Genomic DNA, 18022 nt, shown 5'->3' with positions numbered 1-18022 from the left:
TCTTGCTATAAAAGTGGTTTAAATGGGATAATAAACAAGGTTTTGTCATTGTGTTCAAGCCTTGTACTAAGTGGCCAAAATGTATGCCACCCAATCCCGAAACACCGTGTATACAAGAACATGACGGTTCCCGGGTGCGAGGTACAACGCATGGAGAACACAAACAGAACCGACGTAAATTGTCTCCACATCGGTATCCTTAATTCACGCCCTCTCGAGAAGGCTGAACCAGAGTGCCCTTAGTTTGCGCCTCATGCATACCCCAACCGGGAGGTTGCCCCAGCATGCTGAAGACCCGAGGCCGGCGCCGGCAGGACCCAGTGGAGGAATCAAAATGACAAAATAATGAGAACTCAATGAAAAGAATGCTAATCAACGCGACTCAGGAAGAGGAGTTGCGCGTAGCGCTGGTTGACGGACAACAGCTCTACGATTTGGATATTGAAAGTCCGGGACACGAGCAGAAAAAAGCGAACATTTACAAGGGCAAAATCACCCGAGTAGAACCCAGTCTCGAAGCTGCTTTTGTTGACTATGGCGCCGAACGCCACGGTTTCCTGCCGTTAAAGGAAATCGCCCGCAATTACTTCCCCTCCGGTTACTCCTATCAGGGTCGTCCCAACATCAAAGAAGTGGTCCGCGAAGGCCAGGAAGTGATTGTCCAGATCGACAAGGAAGAGCGTGGTACCAAGGGTGCAGCCCTCACCACCTTCATCAGTCTGGCTGGCAGCTACCTGGTGCTGATGCCGAACAACCCCCGTGCCGGCGGCATCTCCCGTCGCATCGAGGGTGACGAGCGGACCGAGCTGAAGGAAGCTCTGAGCGGACTGACCGTGCCGGACGGCATGGGCCTCATCGTGCGCACCGCCGGTGTGGGCAAGTCCCCGGAAGAACTGGAGTGGGATCTGAACGTTCTGCTCAATCACTGGGACTCCATCCACAAGGCGTCACAACAACGTTCCGCTCCGGTGCTCATTCACCAGGAGAGCAACGTCATCGTGCGCGCCATCCGTGACTATCTGCGTCGCGATGTGGGCGAGATCCTGATCGACAACCCGGTCATCTTCGAACGCGCCAAGTCGCATATCGAGCTGGTCCGTCCCGATTTCCTCAATCGCGTGAAGCTGTACAAGGGTGATGTCGCCCTGTTCAACCACTTCCAGATCGAGAGCCAGATCGAATCGGCCTTCCAGCGCGAAGTGCGCCTGCCCTCCGGCGGCAGCATCGTCATCGATCCGACCGAAGCACTGACCTCCATCGATATCAACTCCTCCCGCGCCACCAAGGGCGGCGATATCGAAGAGACCGCCCTGCAGACCAACCTGGAAGCGGCCGATGAGATCGCTCGCCAGCTGCGCCTGCGTGACCTGGGTGGCCTGATTGTCATCGACTTCATCGACATGACCCCTGTTCGCCATCAACGCGAAGTGGAAAACCGTCTGCGTGAAGCGGTGCATCAGGACCGTGCCCGTATCCAGCTGGGCCGTATCTCCCGTTTCGGTCTGCTGGAGATGTCTCGCCAGCGTCTGCGTCCCTCCCTCAACGAGTCCAGCAGCCATATCTGCCCCCGTTGCCAGGGTCAGGGGGTCATCCGTGACAACGAATCCCTCGCCCTGTCCATCCTGCGTCTCATCGAAGAAGAGGCCATGAAGGACAACACCGAGCAGGTGCATGCCCAGGTGCCGGTCGATGTGGCCGCCTATCTGCTCAACGAGAAGCGTACCTCCATCGCCAATCTGGAACAGCGCAATGATGTGCGAGTCTACATCATTCCGAACCAGCATCTGGAAACCCCGCACTACGAAGTGACCCGCATCCGTCAGAACGAGATCCCGGAAGCGGCCAGCTACGAGCTCAAAACCGAGATTGCCAAGCCGGTCTACCAGCCGCGCCAGGCTCAGGTAGTCGAGCGCGAACAGCCGCTGCTGCAAGGGTTTGCCCCGGCTCCCCAGCCGGTTGCGCCCGCCGCCCCGGCTCCTGTTGCGACTCCCGCTCCGGTTGCAGAACAAGTCGGCTTCTTTGGCAAGCTGGCCAAGGCCTTCTCCGGCCTGTTCGGTGCCTCCTCCGATGCGGCTCCGGCCGAGGTGAAGGCGCCTGCCGACAAACCGGCCGCCCAGCGCGAAGCTCGCAAAGATGACGGGCACCGTCACCAGCGCGATGAATCCCGCAGCCGTGGTCAACGTGGCCGTCGTGACGACAACCGCAGCAATCGCAACGCCGAGAGCGGTGACAAGCGTGAAGGTGCGGCAAACCGCGATGGCGCAGAGAACCGCAATCGTCGCCCGCGCAAAGAGCGTGAGCCGCGCCAGGAACGGGAACCCCGTGGTGACGTGCGCACCGAACAGCGCATGGAGCGTGAGCCTCGCGAACCCCGCCAGGAGCGCGAACCTCGTGCCCCGCGTCCGGCTCGTGAACCTCGCGTCCCCCGCGAACCCCGTGCCGAGGTGATCGTCGAGGCGGTTGATACCGTTGATACTGCGGTCGCCAGCGCTGAACCGCGTCAGGAAAAAGAGCAAAAAGTGGCTGAGCGCCGTGAACGTCGCCAACTGCGCAAGCAGATCCGTGTCGATGTCGCCGCAACCGACACCCCTGCCCTGCCGACTGACGAGCAAATCACCGATGTCGCCGACGTGCAAGCCGCCGCTGAGCAGCAAGAAGAGCAAGGCGAAGGTCAGCGTCGCTCCCGCCGTACCCCGCGCAATCAGCGCATCGAAGGGCAACGTCGCAAGCGCATCAACGAAGAGGCTCGTGGCCAGCGTGAAGACGAAGCACAAGGTGAAGTGCAGCTGACTACCGCGGCCCAGGCCGATGCGGCTCAGGTGAAGGTGGAAGAACCGGTTGTGCCTGTCATCACCATTCCGAGCGCAGAAGCGGTTGCTGCCGCCCTGCAGGCCTCCGCCGCACTGACCGAACACGTGGTGGCTGAAGCCGTTGCTGAGGAAGCGGCAGAGCAAGCACTGGCAGCCCAGGCAGTGGACGCGCCCTCCACTGACGAAGTTGAACAGGCTGCGCAAGCAGACGCTGAACCCGTCGCCGAAGTGGCAGTTGTCGAACCCGAGATGGTCGAACCTATCGTCGACACCGCCTCTCATGACGAACCTGTAGCCGTGATCGACGCTGTCGAGCAGACCCAGCAAGTGGAGGCCATCCCAGAAGAGGTTGCACCGGTTGCTGAAGCGGCACCTGTCGTGATCGCTGATGAGGAGACGGCCACCGCCGAGGCGGAGGTCGTCGAGATGCCGGCTGCCGTGGTGCAAACCGAGCCAGCAACCAGCCCCGAAGTGAAGGTCAGCAAGGGTGCCGGTGTATTGGCCCGTGCCCGCAAGGCCTATGCCCCCATGGCAACGCCGGCTGCGGCTCCTGCCCCGACCCCCCGTGAACCCGTGGAGTACGCTCCCCTGGTACGCAGCGAAGTCGTGACCTCCGGTCGCCACGGTGGCAGCACCGCTGCCAGCAACGTGGCAACCAGCCCGGCCGGTCGCCCCTGAGCAGACTCGTTAGTCTGAATAAAGAGCCACACATTGTGTGGCTCTTTTTTTGTCTCTTTTTTGGCTGACATCGCCTTGCTCTCCCCTCCTGCCCGTTCGATATCCGCCCCTTTCCCGATGTTCAGCGACCACACACACTCAGTCCAAGCAAGACGTGAATAACACACCAGACAGAGGATTCATCTCTGTCAAAGCATCACGACATGCGCTGCTTTGTCGACAGGGTCCGTGCGTTGACAGCATATGGAGCCATTGGCAAACTGAAGCGCCCCTGGTTTTCTAGACACTTTGTTGCTGAAAAATAAACTGCCTTTCAAACTCTACCGGCGACAGCCCATCATTGGAACCATGACGCCTGATTGGGTTGTAAAACATCTCGATATAATCAAACACATCGCTGCGGGCTTCGTCTCTTGTCGCGTAAATCCTGCGCTTGATCCGCTCCCGTTTGAGCAACTGAAAGAAGCTCTCGGCGACCGCGTTGTCGTGACAGTTACCCCGTCGGCTCATGCTGCAACTCAGGTTGTGGGCCTTCAGAAAGTCTTGCCATTCACCACCGGTAAACTGGCTGCCCTGATCCGAATGCACCAGTACCGGCTGCTTGGGTTTGCGCCGCCAGACGGCCATCAATAACGCATCAACCGCCAAGTCTGCCGTCATGCGTGACTTCATCGCCCAGCCGACGATCTGGCGAGAGAACAGGTCGAGCACCACCGCCAGGTACAGCCACCCTTCTTGAGTGCGAATGTAGGTAATGTCAGTCACCCAGGTGATGTTGGGGGCTGGCACCTTAAACTGACGTGCCAGCGTGTTTGGGGCAGCTTGCGTGCTCTTGCCTCCATAATGCCCCTTGCGGCGTTGATAGCCCGTTTGCGAACGCAGTCCCTCCCGCTTCATTAATTTGGCCACACGGTGCTTGCCGCAGGCTTCCCCTGCGCCACGAAAGTCGCGATGGATCTTGCGATAACCGTAGACAGCACCACTTTCCAGCCAGGATTGCTTGACCAATCCAGTCAGTCGTTCGTCCTCCTGCTGTCGTGGCGATGTGGGCTGTTTCAACCACGCGTAGAAGCCACTTCGGTGAACCCCCAGGGTCTGGCACAGGGTAACGACACTGTACCGGTCGAGTCGGGAGGTTATGAACGCGTACCTTTCCTTGACTCGCTGGCAAAGTACGCGGCGGCCTCCTTTAGAATATTGCGCTCCTCGGTGACCTGGCGCAGTTCAGTTTTCAGGCGGCGGATCTCGGCTTGCAAGGCAGACTCTTCTATCTGCTGGTCAGCAGGCTTACCGTACTGCTTGAGCCATGCATACAGGCTGTGGCTGGATACCCCGATGGCACGTGCAACGTCAGCCACCGGCCGCCCGCGCTCGGTGATTTGTTTAACGGCTTCGATTTTGAATGTTTCTGGATAACGCTGACGGGTCATAACACCTCCAATAGTTGCCTCATTTTAAGGCTGTGAGGTGTCTAGGGAACTGGGGGCGATTCAAACAGTCTGGCAGCGTTCCCCTTTGGTAGCACAGTCGGTGTGTTCAGTGGTGGCTGAGACAACCCAGGTTGAACGGGAATGCCAGACATAGGGCAACCTGTGGCGCTCTTCACTCTCATCATTTCTGGTGAGGATCATAGACCCGTTGGACGCCCTCCCTTCAGCTTCACGTGCAAGTGTCAGCTCGTAACAAGGATGCTGCCCTCACTGTGCACAACAGGGTGGTTCAGGGATGTAGAGAAACAAGGAGGTGATAGATATGGCTGTTCAACTGCTTGTCTGATGGCATATAGCCATCGCTCATTGAACTATTGCCGTATGACGTGATATTCACCAGGCAACAAAAAAGGGCCCGAAGGCCCTTGTTTCATTTCCAATGACTGTCGTGCTTACCCGCCAAAGAGATGGTTGTTCAGCAGGAACAGGCCGCCGGAGAGCAGCATGGTGAGCGGCAATGTCAGCACCCAGGCAAGCAGAATGGTCTTGATGGTCTGGCTCTGCAGGCCGGACTTGTTGGCCACCATGGTCCCCGCCACCGCAGAGGAGAGAATGTGGGTGGTGGACACCGGCATCCCGGTCAGACTCGCAATCCCGATGGACGCGGCGGCCGTGATCTGGGCTGCAATGCCCTGGCTGTAGGTCATGCCGGTGGAACCGATCTTCTCCCCTACCGTGTAGACGATACGACGCCAGCCCACCATGGTGCCGCAACCGAGCGCCAGCGCGATGGACACGATAACCCAGGTCGGCGCATATTCGGCCGTGGCGGTCAGATCCTTGCGCCATTTGGCAAGATCAGTCAGCTCCTTGGCCGGCAGCGGCAATTTGGAGACCTTGCGGGCAGTGTCGTCGATGCACAGCAGCAGGCGACGCACTTCGCGGCGATCCACCAGGTTCATCTCCTCGTAGGTGCGCACCTGGCCCAGACGCTTGTCGAGGGTCGCCATGGCCTGCAGGGCCTCCCCTGCCGCACAGTGGCTCATCAGCTCCTCCTGGGCTTTGGCAGGCACACTGAAGTTCACCAGATGGGAAACCTGATCCTGGTTACGCTGGTAGATCTCCATGATGCGCTGGTTGGCATCCTGAGTTCTGTCCAGATCATAGGAGCGGCTGTTCATGTCCAGCGCAAAATAGGCAGGCGCCATGCAGATCAGCACCAGCATCACCAGACCGATGCCTTTCTGACCATCGTTGGAGCCGTGCACGAAGCTCACCCCCATTGCGGAACAAATCAGTGTGACACGGGCCCAGAACGGTGGATGCTTCTTGCCGTCCACCAGCAGGCGCTCTTCCGGGGTCTTGTGGATCTTGCTGCCAAGCCATACGCGCTTCATGGCGAACAGCAGCAAGGCGGCAATGATGAAGCCCACGGTGGGAGAGATGATGAGAGAGAGCATGATGTCGATGGCTTTGCCGACGTTGATACCCTCTTTCAGGGGTTGATGGCTGATCAGGGCATAGGCACCTCCTACCCCCAGGATGGAACCGATCAGGGTGTGGGAGCTGGATGCCGGAATGCCGAAGTACCAGGTTCCCAGGTTCCAGACGATGGCCGAGAACAGCAGGGAGAACACCATGATCAGACCCTGGGTGGAGTCCATGCCAAGCAGCAGATCGATGGGCAGCAGATGAACGATGGCGTAGGCCACCCCCAATCCACCCAGCATGACACCGGCGAAATTGAACAGACCGGAAGCCACCACCGCCATATGAGCCGGCATCGCCTTGGTATAGATAACCGTTGCTACCGCGTTGGCGGTATCATGAAAGCCGTTGATGAATTCATAGGCCAGCACAAAAAAAACGGCCAATACCAAACCGATTGACCACCACAAACCCAAACCACTAAACATTTCAAACATAAAAACGAACCTGTTTATGAGTTGCGGCGGATTATGCCAGAAGGCTCGATGCGCCATACCCGTTGTTGAAATATTTCAGCAAAAAAAAAAAAGGGCATTCCGTCAGAAAATGTCTTAGGGCCTGTAGGAACGGGGCTTGTCGAGGATTAATTTATGTCCATTCCATTGCTGTGGATAGGCGCCAATCAAAGCCGTAGCAAGGCTCAATGTCCCTAAAAAGGCCGCCTTTCAACCCGCTCGGCACGCCCGTTTCCTTTTGTCAGATAAAAAAGAGGGTGCCTTGGCACCCTCCTCGATAGACAAGCCGCACGGTGCGGAGATCAATCCTGGTTGATCCGGCTGGCCACAGCCCCTTGCTGACTCTTGTATTTGGCATTTTCCCGTTTGTTGTACGGGCGAGCCGCGGTACCTGACAGCATCTCGAAGTTCAGGGCACCGATCTTCATCTTGGGACGCAGGGCCAGAGGCAACTTGCCGCCGTTGTAAAACTCCAGCACGATGCGACCGGACCAGCCCGGATCGATGCGGTGGGCGGTGACGTGTACCATGAGGCCGAGGCGCGCCAGGGAGGAACGACCATCCAGCCAGCCGACGATATCGGCGGGCAAGGTAACCGATTCATAGGTCACCGCCAGCGCCAGCTGACCCGGGTGCAGATAGAAGGCTTCACCGTCCGGCACGTGGATCTCCTCGCTCATCACCCGCTCGATGGCATCGGCCATCTCGGCACTGGTCCCGCCAAGGTCGATATAAGGCGCGGTATGATCGCGAAACACCCGAAACTCGTTGCCCAGCAGCACATCGACGCTGACGCCGCTGATCCGCTCAACACCGGGCCGCGGCTCGATGACGATCTTGCCTTCATCCAGGTGCCGTTCGATATCGGTATCACAAAGACGCATTCTGCGACTCTCCTGACAAAAGATTCATTAAAAAAAGCCGGGCATCACCCGGCTTGTTTTCTCTCAACCAATCAACATATGGCGGATACGCGCCTTGAGCATGTCGATGGCGATACGGTTCTTGCCGCCACGGGGCACGATCACGTCGGCATACTGCTTGGACGGGTCGATGAACTGCATGAACATGGGACGCACAGTCTTCTGATACTGCTTGAGCACGGAGTCCATGGTACGACCGCGCTCCTGCACATCGCGCACCAGACGACGCAGCAAACAGATGTCGAGCGGGGTATCCATGAAGATGGAGGCGTCCATCAGTTCGCGCAGGCGGCTGTCAGTCAACAGCAGTATCCCTTCGAGGATGATGACACGGCGCGGTGCAAAGGTGGTGACCTCGGTCATGCGCGTGTGCTCGGTATAGGAGTACTGGGGGATGTTGACCGCCTCCCCTTGCGTCAGCTGGGTCAGATGCTGCACCAGCAGATCGTGATCCAGGGCATTGGGGTGGTCATAGTTGGTCTTGACCCGCTCTTCCATGGTCAGGTGGGTCTGATCACGGTAGTAGCAATCCTCGGTGATCACACCAATCTGACCCGCTCCCAGCTCGGCCACCAGCTCTTCATAGATGGTTTGGGCGATAAGACTCTTGCCGGACGCGGATGCACCAGCAATACCGATGATCACGCAGGAATGTTGAGTATCAGACATTGAAAATACCTAAAGAGAAGAGCACTGGGGATTGTTTAAACCGATCCATTATATGAAAAAGGGGTGGCCATGCCCACCCCAAATCCGTCCCCCTTGGCCGAACGCCGATTATTCGTCCAGCGCCACCGTGTAGAGCGGGGTCGCAATCGGTTTTGCGCTGAAATATAGCTCGGCCCCTACCCGGCGAGCCAGTTTCAGGTAAGTCTGTGACAGCTCGCCATCCGGCGCACCGAACACGGTGGGGCAGCCGTCATCCATGTGCTGGCGAATGTCGATATGCAGCGGCAACTGACCAAGCAGCGCCACGTGATACTGCTCCGCCATCTTCTGACCACCGCCGGTACCGAACAACGGCTCGTGATGCCCGCAGGCGCTGCAGACGTGGTAACTCATGTTCTCGACGATGCCAAGCACAGGCACATTGACCTTGTTGAACATGGCGATCCCCTTGCGGGCATCTGCCAGCGCCACATCCTGGGGCGTCGTGACGATCACCGCCGCCGTGGTGGGCACCTGCTGGGCCAGCGTCAGCTGGATATCGCCAGTGCCCGGGGGCATGTCCACCACCAGGTAGTCCACCTCGCCCCAGCGGGTCTCGTGCAGGATCTGCCCGAGTGCCTTGCTCGCCATGGGACCGCGCCAGATGGTGGCATCCTGCTCGGCCACCAGATAACCGATGCTGTTGCTCTTGATGCCGCAGGCCATCACCGGCTCCATCAGCTTGCCATCAAAGCTGACAGGGCGCTCCTTGAGGGTCCCCGTCATGGTCGGGATGGAGGGGCCATAGATGTCCGCATCCAGCAGGGCGACCCGCGCCCCCTCTTTTTGCAGCGCCAGCGCCAGGTTGACCGCGGTAGTGGACTTGCCCACCCCTCCCTTGCCGGAGGCAACCACCAGGATATTGCGGATCCCCTGCACCGCCGCCAGTTGCTGCGCGCGGGGCATGCTGGCCACGTCTATCTCCCCCGTCCAGTCGATGCGGGTCGCACCGGTTGAGCTGCGCAGCCGGGCATCGAACTCCTCTTTGATCTGTTCAAACAGGGACTGGCCGGCAAAGGGCAGCACCAGCGTGATGGCCAGGGTCTGTTCGTGCCGCTCGACGGAACGCACAAAACCGGCCGCGACCAGATCCTTGCCCCATCCTGCCGGCTTAAATTCGGCCAGGATCTGTTTTACTGAATCAATCACCATTAACTCCCCATTATGTTGTCGTTATGCTGAGGTGAACGGTTACCGCACATAAATCAGTGGCTTGCCGACGTCATCGTGATGCCGCCAGTCAGGGCACCGGGGGCCACAACCCTAGGCAGGCCGCCCCCAATTCGGGTAACATGCACGGCACTGTATCATCCCAACAGGCACATAAAGAACGTATTATGGCAACTGATCCTCGTAGAATGCTGGTAACCTGCGCCCTCCCCTATGCCAACGGCTCCATCCATCTCGGCCACATGCTGGAACACATCCAGGCCGATATCTGGGTTCGTTATCAGCGAATGCGTGGCCATCAGGTGCATTTCGTCTGTGCCGACGATGCCCACGGTACGCCCATCATGCTCAAGGCTCAGCAGATGGGGATCTCGCCGGAAGAGATGATTGCCGCCGTCTCCCAGGAGCACCAGGGGGATTTTGCCGGTTTCAACATCAGCTTCGACAACTACCACTCCACCCACAGTGACGAGAACCGCGAGCTGGCGGGCGTGATCTATGGCCGCCTCAAAGAGTCAGGCAAAATCAAGATCCGCACTATCTCCCAACTGTTCGATCCGGAAAAATCCATGTTCCTGCCGGATCGCTTCGTCAAGGGCACCTGCCCCAAGTGCAAGTCCCCCGATCAGTACGGTGACAACTGCGACGCTTGCGGCGCCACCTACAGCCCGACCGAGCTGATTGATCCGAAATCCGCCGTCTCCGGTGCGACCCCGGTGATGAAGGACTCCGAGCACTACTTCTTCGACCTGCCCCAGTTCGAAGCCTGGCTCGCCGACTGGGTACGCGGCTCCGGCGCCATCCAGGAAGAGATGGCCAACAAGATGCAAGAGTGGTTCGAAAGCGGCCTGCAGCAGTGGGACATCACCCGTGACGCCCCCTACTTCGGCTTCGAAATTCCCGGTGCCCCCGGCAAGTACTTCTATGTCTGGCTGGACGCCCCCATCGGCTACATGGCGTCGTTCAAGAACCTGTGCAACAAGCGCGGCGACATCGACTTCGACAGCTACTGGAAAGCGGACTCCGACGCCGAGCTCTATCACTTCATCGGCAAGGACATCGCCTACTTCCACTGCCTGTTCTGGCCGGCCATGCTGGAAGGCGCGAACTTCCGCAAGCCGACCAAGGTCAATGTTCACGGCTATGTGACCGTCAACGGCGCCAAGATGTCCAAGTCCAAGGGCACCTTCATCAAGGCGTCCACCTATCTCAAGCACCTGGATCCGGAGTGCCTGCGTTACTACTACGCCGCCAAGCTCAACAGCCGCATCGACGATCTGGACTTGAACCTCGAAGACTTCGTCTCCCGCGTCAACGCCGACGTGGTCAACAAGCTGGTCAACCTGGCCTCTCGCAACGCCGGCTTTATCGCCAAGCGTTTTGACGGCAAGCTGGCCGCCACCTGCGCCGAGCCCGCACTCTACGCCGAGTTTGCCAACGCCAGCGCCAGCATCGCCGAAGCCTATGAAGCGCGCGAATTCAGCCGCGCCATCCGCGAGATCATGGCCCTGGCCGACAAGGCCAACCGCTATGTGGACGACAAGGCTCCCTGGGTCATCGCCAAGCAGGAAGGGGCGGATGCCGAGCTGCAAGCCGTCTGCTCCGTCGGCATCAACCTGTTCCGCGTGCTGATGGCCTACTTGAAGCCCGTCATGCCGCAACTGGCCGAGCGCGCCGAAGCCTTCCTTGGCGAAACCCTGACCTGGGATGGCATCGCCGCCCCTCTGGTCGACCACGGCGTCGCCCCCTTCAAGGCACTCTTCTCCCGCATCGAGTCCGCCAAGGTGGATGCCATGGTGGAAGCGTCCAAGGAAGATCTCGCCAAGGAGCAGAGCAAGAAGCCGGCAGGCCCCCTGGTGGACGATCCCATCAGCGAGACCATCACCTACGACGACTTTGCCAAGATTGACCTGCGGGTGGCGCTGATCAAGAAAGCCGAAGCGGTGCCGGAAGCCGAGAAGCTGCTGAAGTTGCAGCTGGATATCGGCGGCGAAACCCGTCAGGTCTTTGCCGGTATCAAGTCCGCCTACAACCCGGAAGATCTGGAAGGCAAGCTGACCGTGATGGTGGCCAACCTGGCCCCGCGCAAGATGCGCTTTGGCATGTCCGAAGGCATGGTGCTGGCGGCAGGTCCGGGCGGCGAGGATCTCTGGATCCTCGAGCCCCAGGAAGGTGCTCAGCCGGGCATGCGCGTGAAGTAATACGCCCCTTCCCGGACAGTCCCAATGAAAAGAGAGGCCAATGGCCTCTCTTTTTTTATCTTGTGGGGTGCTTACTGCCCGCTCTGCAGCAATGCCATGCGAAGGCCGACCAGCTCCGCCTGATGGCAATCCAGTTGCAGTAGTTGGCAGCGGATCTCTGTTTTCAGGGCTCGCCGTTGCTGGCCCCGCCCCGTTTCGCCCCCAAGGCGTCTGAGCCATTGGCGCCTGTCCTGCAATTGCCCAAGCCGCTCCTGCCAGCTCACCAGCATGGACAACCAGGCCGGATCCCCTCCCCCCTGTGCCGTCAGCAGCTCCATCCCGTAGCGCGCCTGTTTCAGCACCAGACGCAGCCGGTGCCAGCACCGAAGTTTCGCCCTGATGCCCACAGGAAGGGAGGTGGTCTTAGCCAGTGCATCCGACAGTGACAGCGCCAGATGCAGCTGAAACAGCGGCAAGAGATCGACACCGACGGGTACCTCTTCCAGTCGGGCCAGCCAACGGGCCAGCGGGCCGGTCAACAGGGGGACCCGTGGCAAGCGGTTCTGCCGAAGCGAGCCACCATGATGCTGCGCATAGACCTGGGCATCGCGCAGGGCGGAGAGCGTGCCGACGGCACGGGTCAATTGCCGCTCCAGCTCGGGCTCATGAATGAGGGGTCGCCACAGGGCGAGCAGCGCCAGCAGGCGGCGGGCCGCTATCCGGTAGGCATGCACCTCTTCCATCCCCTTGTGCTCGCGCAGTGCCAGGGTCGCCCCCCGATATTGCCCAACGAGCCGGTTGGCCTGCGCAATCCCGCTCTCCCCCATGAACCCTCCCGGCTAGTTGGTATGAAAACCGGTTCCGGTGGGTGGCAACGCCTGGGTGCACTCCATTCGGGTGACGGTGGCGGTTCGGGGCCCGTGCTCAAGCCAGCCCAGCATCATCTGTACCTTCTGTTCGGGACCGGCAATCAGGATCTCCACCGAGCCATCTTCCAGGTTGTAGGCATGCCCCCGCAGCCCCAGTTGCAGCGCCCGCTCCCGGGTGAAGTAGCGAAACCCCACCCCCTGAACCTGACCCCACACCCGCACGACAAACGATTGCTCTCCCATTTATCACACCTTTCCCTTAAGTAATTTTTCCCCGGGGCGATAATGAGCGCGACACTCTCTTCCCCTTGCAGGACGCAATACCATTATGAAAGAAGTAAAGTTTCGGTGGGTTGACCGTTATCTCATTCACCTCACGATCAGCGAGAAATTTCTCATCACCTTCTGGTGCCCCCTGGTGTTCATCGCCTTCCTCACCTGGTATCTGCTGGCCGACGGCCATGATCAGGCGATGCAGCTCAGAGTGGATCAGCTAAAAGGGCGGGTCGAGACCACGGCCCAGCTGGTGAGCCAGCAGCCGACCCTTACCCTGCCCGCGGATCTCGTACTCACGCCTGGCGCCGCCACCGGCCTTAGCCAGCAGGGGGACATCTATCGCTATGGCGCCAGCGCAGGACAGGCGGGCGTCGTCTCCGGCACCCTGGATACGAGTCACTACGCCCTCTGGGATGGTCAGGGCACCACGCTCACCATCATCGCGGTGCTGGCCGCCCTGCTGGCCCTCATCACCCACTATCTGATGACCTTCGTCTCGGGGGCGCTCTACTCCACCAACAAGGCATTGCAGACGGTGGCGAACGGCGATCTCACCTTCCGGCTCAATTTCTTCCCGGTGCGCGACGAGTTCTCCATTCTGGCGGGCAGCATCGACACCTTCACCGACCGCCAGCACAAGATAGTGCAACTGGTGGAAGAGTCCGCCGATGCCCTTACCCTGGCCGCAGACGAATTTCGCGAGCATGCCAGCGACGGCGAGCAGCTTGCCCGCGCCCAACGCCAGCACATGGACTCCCTGGCCGCCGCCATGGAGCAGATGTCCGCCGCCATCCGGGAAGTGGCCCGCAACGCCAACGACACCCTGCTGCAAACCCGCCAGTCCAGCGACGAGGCGACTCACGGGGCACAGCGGGTGGCACGCACCATCACCGCCATCCGCACCCTGGCGGACGAGATTGGCAATGCCTCGGGCGCGGTCGAGCGGCTGACTCACAACGCCAATCGCATCAACGAAGTGGTCAACGTCATCAACGCCATCTCCCAGCAAACCAACCTGCTGGCCCTCAACGCTGCCATCGAGGCCGCCCGGGCTGGTGAACAGGGACGCGGCTTTGCGGTGGTGGCCGACGAGGTGCGCACCCTCGCCAGCCGCACCCAGCAGGCCACGGTGGAAATCCAGCAGATGATCGAGGAGCTCCAGGCCGGGACCGGGGCGTTAAACGACATCATGGAAAAGACTGTAGGGCGCGCCGCCGACAGCCAGCAGCTCATCACCGAGGTGGGCATGGACATCGAGCGGCTCAGCAACCACAGCGATGCGGTGCTGGAGATGAGCACCCAGATCGCCACCTCCAGCGAAGAGCAGAGTTCGGTGGCCGAGGAGATCACCCGCAACCTCGACAAGGTGCGCCACGAGGCGAGCCGGGTGGAGGAGTCCGCCAGCGCGGCGGTCGCCGGCACCACCGGCCTCAAGGGAACCGCCAATGAACTCGGTCAGGCGCTCACCGGCCTGCGGATCTGACCCCCTCCCTCCAGCAGGCCATCGTCCAGATGGCCTGCCGCGTCTGGGCCAGGCGCTTGGGACGCGCTAAACAGCCCGTCCGACCCTGACCGCGTGTGGATGCACGGATCCCGGTAGACGCGGCTTGCGTGCCTACCCTCACAGCCCCTACTATATGCCCCCTTCTTTTCTACCATCGGCAACTACCCATGAGCGCTTCCATCTATCTCGTCAAAGGCCGCGAAAAATCCCTGCTGCGTCGCCACCCCTGGATCTTCTCCAAGGGCATTGAGCGGGTGCAGGGCAACCCCGTTGACGGCGATACCGTCGAGATCTTCACCCATGACGGCAAATGGCTCGCCCGTGGCGCCTGGTCCGGCAGCTCCCAGATCCGTGCCCGGGTCTGGACCTTCGACAAGGATGAGAGCGTCGATCTCGACTTCTTCATCCGTCGCCTCAAATACGCGCAGGAGTCCCGTGACGGGCTCATCAAGCGTCAGGGCCTCACCGGCTATCGCCTCTGCGCCGCCGAATCCGACGGTCTGCCGGGCCTGACCATCGACCGCTACGCCGACTTCCTGGTGTGCCAGATCCTCTCCGCCGGTGCCGAGTTCCAGCGTGAGCTGATCACGCAAGCACTGAGAACCCTCTACCCCGAGTGCAGCATCTATGAGCGCTCCGACGTGGCCGTGCGCAAGAAGGAAGGGCTGAAGGAGCGCACCGGCGTCATCCATGGCGAGACCCCGACCGACCCCGTGGTCATCGAGGAGAATGGCGGCGTCAAGATCCTGGTAGATATTCGCAACGGTCACAAGACGGGTTTCTATCTGGATCAGCGGGACAACCGCCTTGCCGCAGCGAAATACACTGAAGGCAAGCGGGTGCTCAACTGCTTCTGCTACACCGGCGGTTTCGGGGTCTATGCCCTCCAGGGCGGTGCCAAGGAGGTAGTCAACGTCGATCTCTCCCAGAATGCGCTGGACATCGCCCGCCAGAACGCCGAACTGAACGGTCTCGATACCAGCAACACCCAGTTCGTGCGTCACGACGTCTTCAAGCTCTTGCGCGAATATCGCGAGAAGGGCGAGAAGTTCGATGTCATCGTGCTGGACCCACCCAAGTTTGCCGAGAGCAAGGCCCAGCTGCTGGGCGCCTGCCGCGGCTACAAGGACATCAACATGCTGGCGTTCCAGCTGCTGGCGCCGGGTGGCGTGCTCTTGACCTACTCCTGCTCCGGCCTGATGGAGCAGAGCCTGTTCCAGAAGATAGTGGCCGATGCGGCCCTCGATGCCGGCCGTGATGCCCAGATCCTGGAGCTGCTCTCCCAGGCATCCGATCACCCCATCGGTACCGCCTATCCGGAAGGCTTCTACCTCAAGGGGCTGGTGGTGCGCGCCCGCTAAGCCGAGCAGACCAGCGCTGTCCCCCTTGTCCCCGGTTCCAAATCCGGGCCAGGACTGGGTTCTGCTAGTCATCAAAAAGCCCGCGATCGTAGCGGGCTTTTTTTATGCAGCCGCCAAAGAGATAACCTCCCCCCGACTTTGCCACCAACAGCGATTGCTGCCCCCATCTCTCCTCTTCGACTGACGACAGCCATCCTCAATTAAAGGTTGCCGCATCGTTAACCCGATTCTCATCTCTCTTTCACCCCAGGCATGGCATACACAACCCGCCAGCAGAGACATGCCCGGCATTTTTTTATGCAAAAGCATGAAATATTACGCATCAACATTCTAAAATCCTCGGGGAAATATCAGCCATAAACGCATACCCACTCATTTGAATGAATATTGCTGTTTTCCCCTGCAATGGATCACGCCATGCCCCTGTCCGCCTCGCACATTGCCTGGGGCGACAATACTCGCCCACCACAAGTCATCCCGCTCAATCACGCGCCGGCGCGCCCAGCGGGAAGTAGTGTCGAAATGGCCTCGCCTCCTCCACCACCCGCACGATGGAGGGATGATTGAGCAGACGGGCGCGATAGGCACGCAGACGGCCATAGCCAGCCGGGATCTCGTGGGCCCAGTCGGCGTAGAAGAGCGAGGGGGCGGCGGCGCAATCGGCCAGCGTGAAGTCTGCGCCGGCAATCCAGTGGCGCCCTTCCAGTCGCTGATCAAGCCAGGGGTAGATCTGATTGAGCAGCTCGCGGGCCTCCACTACGCCATAGCGGTCGCGATCAGCGGCCGGGCGCAGTGCATCCAGCACCACTTTTTGCATCGGCGTCATCACATAGTTGTCGAAGATCCGATCCAGCATATGCACCTCCAGACCCGCATCGCCAGGCGGGATCAGGCTGACGGGGCCCGGATGGTGCGCCTGCAGATGGGCGACGATGGTGCTGCTCTCGAGGATGCAGCGACCATCATCCAGCAACATCGGGAAGCGCTTGAGTGGCCAGAGGGCGGCAAGTTCGGCGCTCGCCTCCGGCTCTTCGAGATTCCGGTACTCGAACAGGGTGGTATTCTCGTAGAGAGCGATCAGCACTTTCTGGCTGTAGGACGAAAAGGGGTGGGCATAGAGTTTCATGAGGATGTTCCTGACGCTCAGAGGGATGACTTCCCTAGGCTGTGTTCTTAAAGTGATGAAGATATAATCTCACATCTTCTCAACAGCTTAAGATCCATTCCGTGTCCCGCCGTTATCAGCTGACTGATGCACAATGGGGGCTTATCGAGCCCCAGTTTCCTTCTCGAAGCCTGATCGGGCGCCCTACCCGTGAACCGCGCCAAGTGCTCGATGGCATTCTCTGGATACTCCACACCGGAGCTCCTTGGCGAGACCTTCCAGAACGTTTCGGACCATGGAATTCGGTCTACAACACCTTCCGGCGTTGGCAGGATGCAGGCCGGATTGATGCCATTCTGGAAGCGCTGCAACTCAAGCTCAATGAAGAAGGGCTCATCGATTTCGACCTGTGGTGCCTGGACGGCTCCAATGTCAGAGCATCCAAAGATGCTGCCGGTGCACGTAAAAAAACACCTCAATGAATCAAGCCCTTGGCCGTTCGCGGGGAGGTTTCGGCAGCAAAATTCACTTGGTCACGGACGGTCATGGCTTACCACTGAGCTTCTGCCTGTCACCGGGGCAATCAGCAGAAATCAGCTATGCAACAAGCGCGTTGGCCATGGCGAGGATACCAACGTCATCAGGTCGCTACCGAACACGGCCAGCGCATCTTGCCGCAGACAAGGCCTATAGCAGCAAAGCCTTTCGAGCCGAGCTACGGCGGAGAAGGATAAAAGCGGTCATTCCGCAACGCAGCGACCAGCAACGGCGCCATAAGGGGCCTCCATTGGTACTGGACAAGGTGCATTACCGCAGGCGCAATGTCGTGGAGCGGTGCTTCGGTTGGTTGAAGAAGTTTCGCCGGTTTTCAACGAGATATGAAAAGCTAGCCAAGAGTTTTGCAGCCTTTATCAAACTGGCTTTCTGCCTTCGCTACTTGCGCGAGTTATGTGTGGACAGAAAACCAGCATTTTGAGAACACAGCATAGTCTAGATCCCCTCTCTATTTTCGATGCGTCCCTATCCCATGCTGGTTTTGGGATGATAAACGCCCATTCATGACGG

13 protein-coding genes are annotated in these 18022 nt (G+C 59.7%); 5 read left to right on the top strand and 8 right to left on the bottom strand.

What is annotated here, in order from left to right:
- Nucleotides 1–356 precede the first annotated feature (356 nt).
- Complete coding sequence (rne, locus tag I6L32_RS17375) at nt 357–3488, top strand: ribonuclease E (protein WP_216944245.1); 3132 nt, start codon at nt 357–359, stop codon at nt 3486–3488.
- A 279-nt stretch (nt 3489–3767) separates the two neighbouring features.
- Here the strand turns inward: rne and I6L32_RS17370 are convergent.
- The 5 genes from I6L32_RS17370 to apbC form a co-directional block, all read right to left on the bottom strand.
- Nucleotides 3768–4918, bottom strand: a protein-coding gene (locus I6L32_RS17370; protein WP_102948979.1) for an IS3 family transposase whose coding sequence is annotated in 2 segments (ribosomal slippage) — nt 3768–4681 and nt 4681–4918 — 1152 coding nt in all. Because the reading frame shifts where the segments join, the coding sequence is not laid out codon by codon here.
- Nucleotides 4919–5370: 452 nt separating this feature from the next.
- Nucleotides 5371–6843 (bottom strand): inorganic phosphate transporter, encoded by a 1473-nt coding sequence (locus tag I6L32_RS17365; protein WP_045524860.1) that lies wholly within the window; start codon nt 6841–6843, stop codon nt 5371–5373.
- A gap of 320 nt (nt 6844–7163) precedes the next feature.
- The gene (gene dcd / locus I6L32_RS17360) at nt 7164–7745 is read right to left on the bottom strand and encodes a dCTP deaminase (protein ID WP_010674732.1); all 582 of its coding nucleotides are present in this window, start codon (nt 7743–7745) and stop codon (nt 7164–7166) included.
- Nucleotides 7746–7808: 63 nt separating this feature from the next.
- Nucleotides 7809–8453, bottom strand: a complete 645-nt coding sequence (gene udk / locus I6L32_RS17355) for a uridine kinase (RefSeq protein WP_010674731.1) — start codon at nt 8451–8453, stop codon at nt 7809–7811.
- Nucleotides 8454–8561: 108 nt separating this feature from the next.
- Entirely contained in the window at nt 8562–9644 is a 1083-nt protein-coding gene (gene apbC, locus I6L32_RS17350; protein WP_216944244.1) for an iron-sulfur cluster carrier protein ApbC, read from the bottom strand.
- A gap of 185 nt (nt 9645–9829) precedes the next feature.
- On the opposite strand from apbC, the gene metG reads away from it, so the two are divergent.
- Complete coding sequence (metG, locus tag I6L32_RS17345) at nt 9830–11863, top strand: methionine--tRNA ligase (protein WP_216944243.1); 2034 nt, start codon at nt 9830–9832, stop codon at nt 11861–11863.
- Between the two features lie 71 nt (nt 11864–11934).
- Here metG and I6L32_RS17340 read toward each other — a convergent pair whose 3' ends face one another.
- Nucleotides 11935–12669 (bottom strand): CHAD domain-containing protein, encoded by a 735-nt coding sequence (locus I6L32_RS17340; protein WP_216944242.1) that lies wholly within the window; start codon nt 12667–12669, stop codon nt 11935–11937.
- Between the two features lie 12 nt (nt 12670–12681).
- Nucleotides 12682–12954, bottom strand: a complete 273-nt coding sequence (locus tag I6L32_RS17335; RefSeq protein WP_010674727.1) for an acylphosphatase — start codon at nt 12952–12954, stop codon at nt 12682–12684.
- An 85-nt stretch (nt 12955–13039) separates the two neighbouring features.
- Here I6L32_RS17335 and I6L32_RS17330 point away from each other — a divergent pair, with 85 nt between their 5' ends.
- Both I6L32_RS17330 and I6L32_RS17325 read left to right on the top strand, forming a co-directional pair.
- Nucleotides 13040–14470 carry a methyl-accepting chemotaxis protein gene (locus I6L32_RS17330; RefSeq protein ID WP_103243130.1) on the top strand — a complete coding sequence of 477 codons (1431 nt, stop codon included), beginning with the start codon at nt 13040–13042 and terminating at the stop codon, nt 14468–14470.
- A 188-nt stretch (nt 14471–14658) separates the two neighbouring features.
- On the top strand, nt 14659–15852 hold the full coding sequence (locus I6L32_RS17325; RefSeq protein ID WP_039039155.1) for a class I SAM-dependent methyltransferase: 1194 nt from the start codon (nt 14659–14661) through the stop codon (nt 15850–15852).
- Between the two features lie 481 nt (nt 15853–16333).
- On the opposite strand, the gene I6L32_RS17320 is transcribed toward I6L32_RS17325, so the two are convergent.
- On the bottom strand, nt 16334–16978 hold the full coding sequence (locus I6L32_RS17320; protein WP_216944241.1) for a glutathione S-transferase family protein: 645 nt from the start codon (nt 16976–16978) through the stop codon (nt 16334–16336).
- A gap of 101 nt (nt 16979–17079) precedes the next feature.
- Between I6L32_RS17320 and I6L32_RS17315 the strand changes: the two genes are divergently transcribed.
- Nucleotides 17080–17933, top strand: a protein-coding gene (locus tag I6L32_RS17315; protein ID WP_216944240.1) for an IS5 family transposase whose coding sequence is annotated in 2 segments (ribosomal slippage) — nt 17080–17422 and nt 17422–17933 — 855 coding nt in all. Because the reading frame shifts where the segments join, the coding sequence is not laid out codon by codon here.
- The last annotated feature ends 89 nt before the right edge of the window (nt 17934–18022 follow it).

Source organism: Aeromonas sp. FDAARGOS 1402 (assembly GCF_019046925.1).
Taxonomy (GTDB): Bacteria; Pseudomonadota; Gammaproteobacteria; order Enterobacterales; family Aeromonadaceae; genus Aeromonas; species Aeromonas caviae.
Note: the sequence above shows the minus strand (reverse complement) of the source record. Positions and strands in the feature narration are given on the sequence as shown.

Excerpts from the sequence above, each read along its gene's own strand:
- rne (WP_216944245.1), top strand. The coding sequence starts at position 357 with ATGAAAAGAATGCTAATCAACGCGACTCAGGAAGAGGAGTTGCGCGTA.
- I6L32_RS17365 (WP_045524860.1), bottom strand. The coding sequence starts at position 6,843 with ATGTTTGAAATGTTTAGTGGTTTGGGTTTGTGGTGGTCAATCGGTTTG.
- dcd (WP_010674732.1), bottom strand. The coding sequence starts at position 7,745 with ATGCGTCTTTGTGATACCGATATCGAACGGCACCTGGATGAAGGCAAG.
- udk (WP_010674731.1), bottom strand. The coding sequence starts at position 8,453 with ATGTCTGATACTCAACATTCCTGCGTGATCATCGGTATTGCTGGTGCA.
- apbC (WP_216944244.1), bottom strand. The coding sequence starts at position 9,644 with ATGGTGATTGATTCAGTAAAACAGATCCTGGCCGAATTTAAGCCGGCA.
- metG (WP_216944243.1), top strand. The coding sequence starts at position 9,830 with ATGGCAACTGATCCTCGTAGAATGCTGGTAACCTGCGCCCTCCCCTAT.
- I6L32_RS17340 (WP_216944242.1), bottom strand. The coding sequence starts at position 12,669 with ATGGGGGAGAGCGGGATTGCGCAGGCCAACCGGCTCGTTGGGCAATAT.
- I6L32_RS17335 (WP_010674727.1), bottom strand. The coding sequence starts at position 12,954 with ATGGGAGAGCAATCGTTTGTCGTGCGGGTGTGGGGTCAGGTTCAGGGG.
- I6L32_RS17330 (WP_103243130.1), top strand. The coding sequence starts at position 13,040 with ATGAAAGAAGTAAAGTTTCGGTGGGTTGACCGTTATCTCATTCACCTC.
- I6L32_RS17325 (WP_039039155.1), top strand. The coding sequence starts at position 14,659 with ATGAGCGCTTCCATCTATCTCGTCAAAGGCCGCGAAAAATCCCTGCTG.
- I6L32_RS17320 (WP_216944241.1), bottom strand. The coding sequence starts at position 16,978 with ATGAAACTCTATGCCCACCCCTTTTCGTCCTACAGCCAGAAAGTGCTG.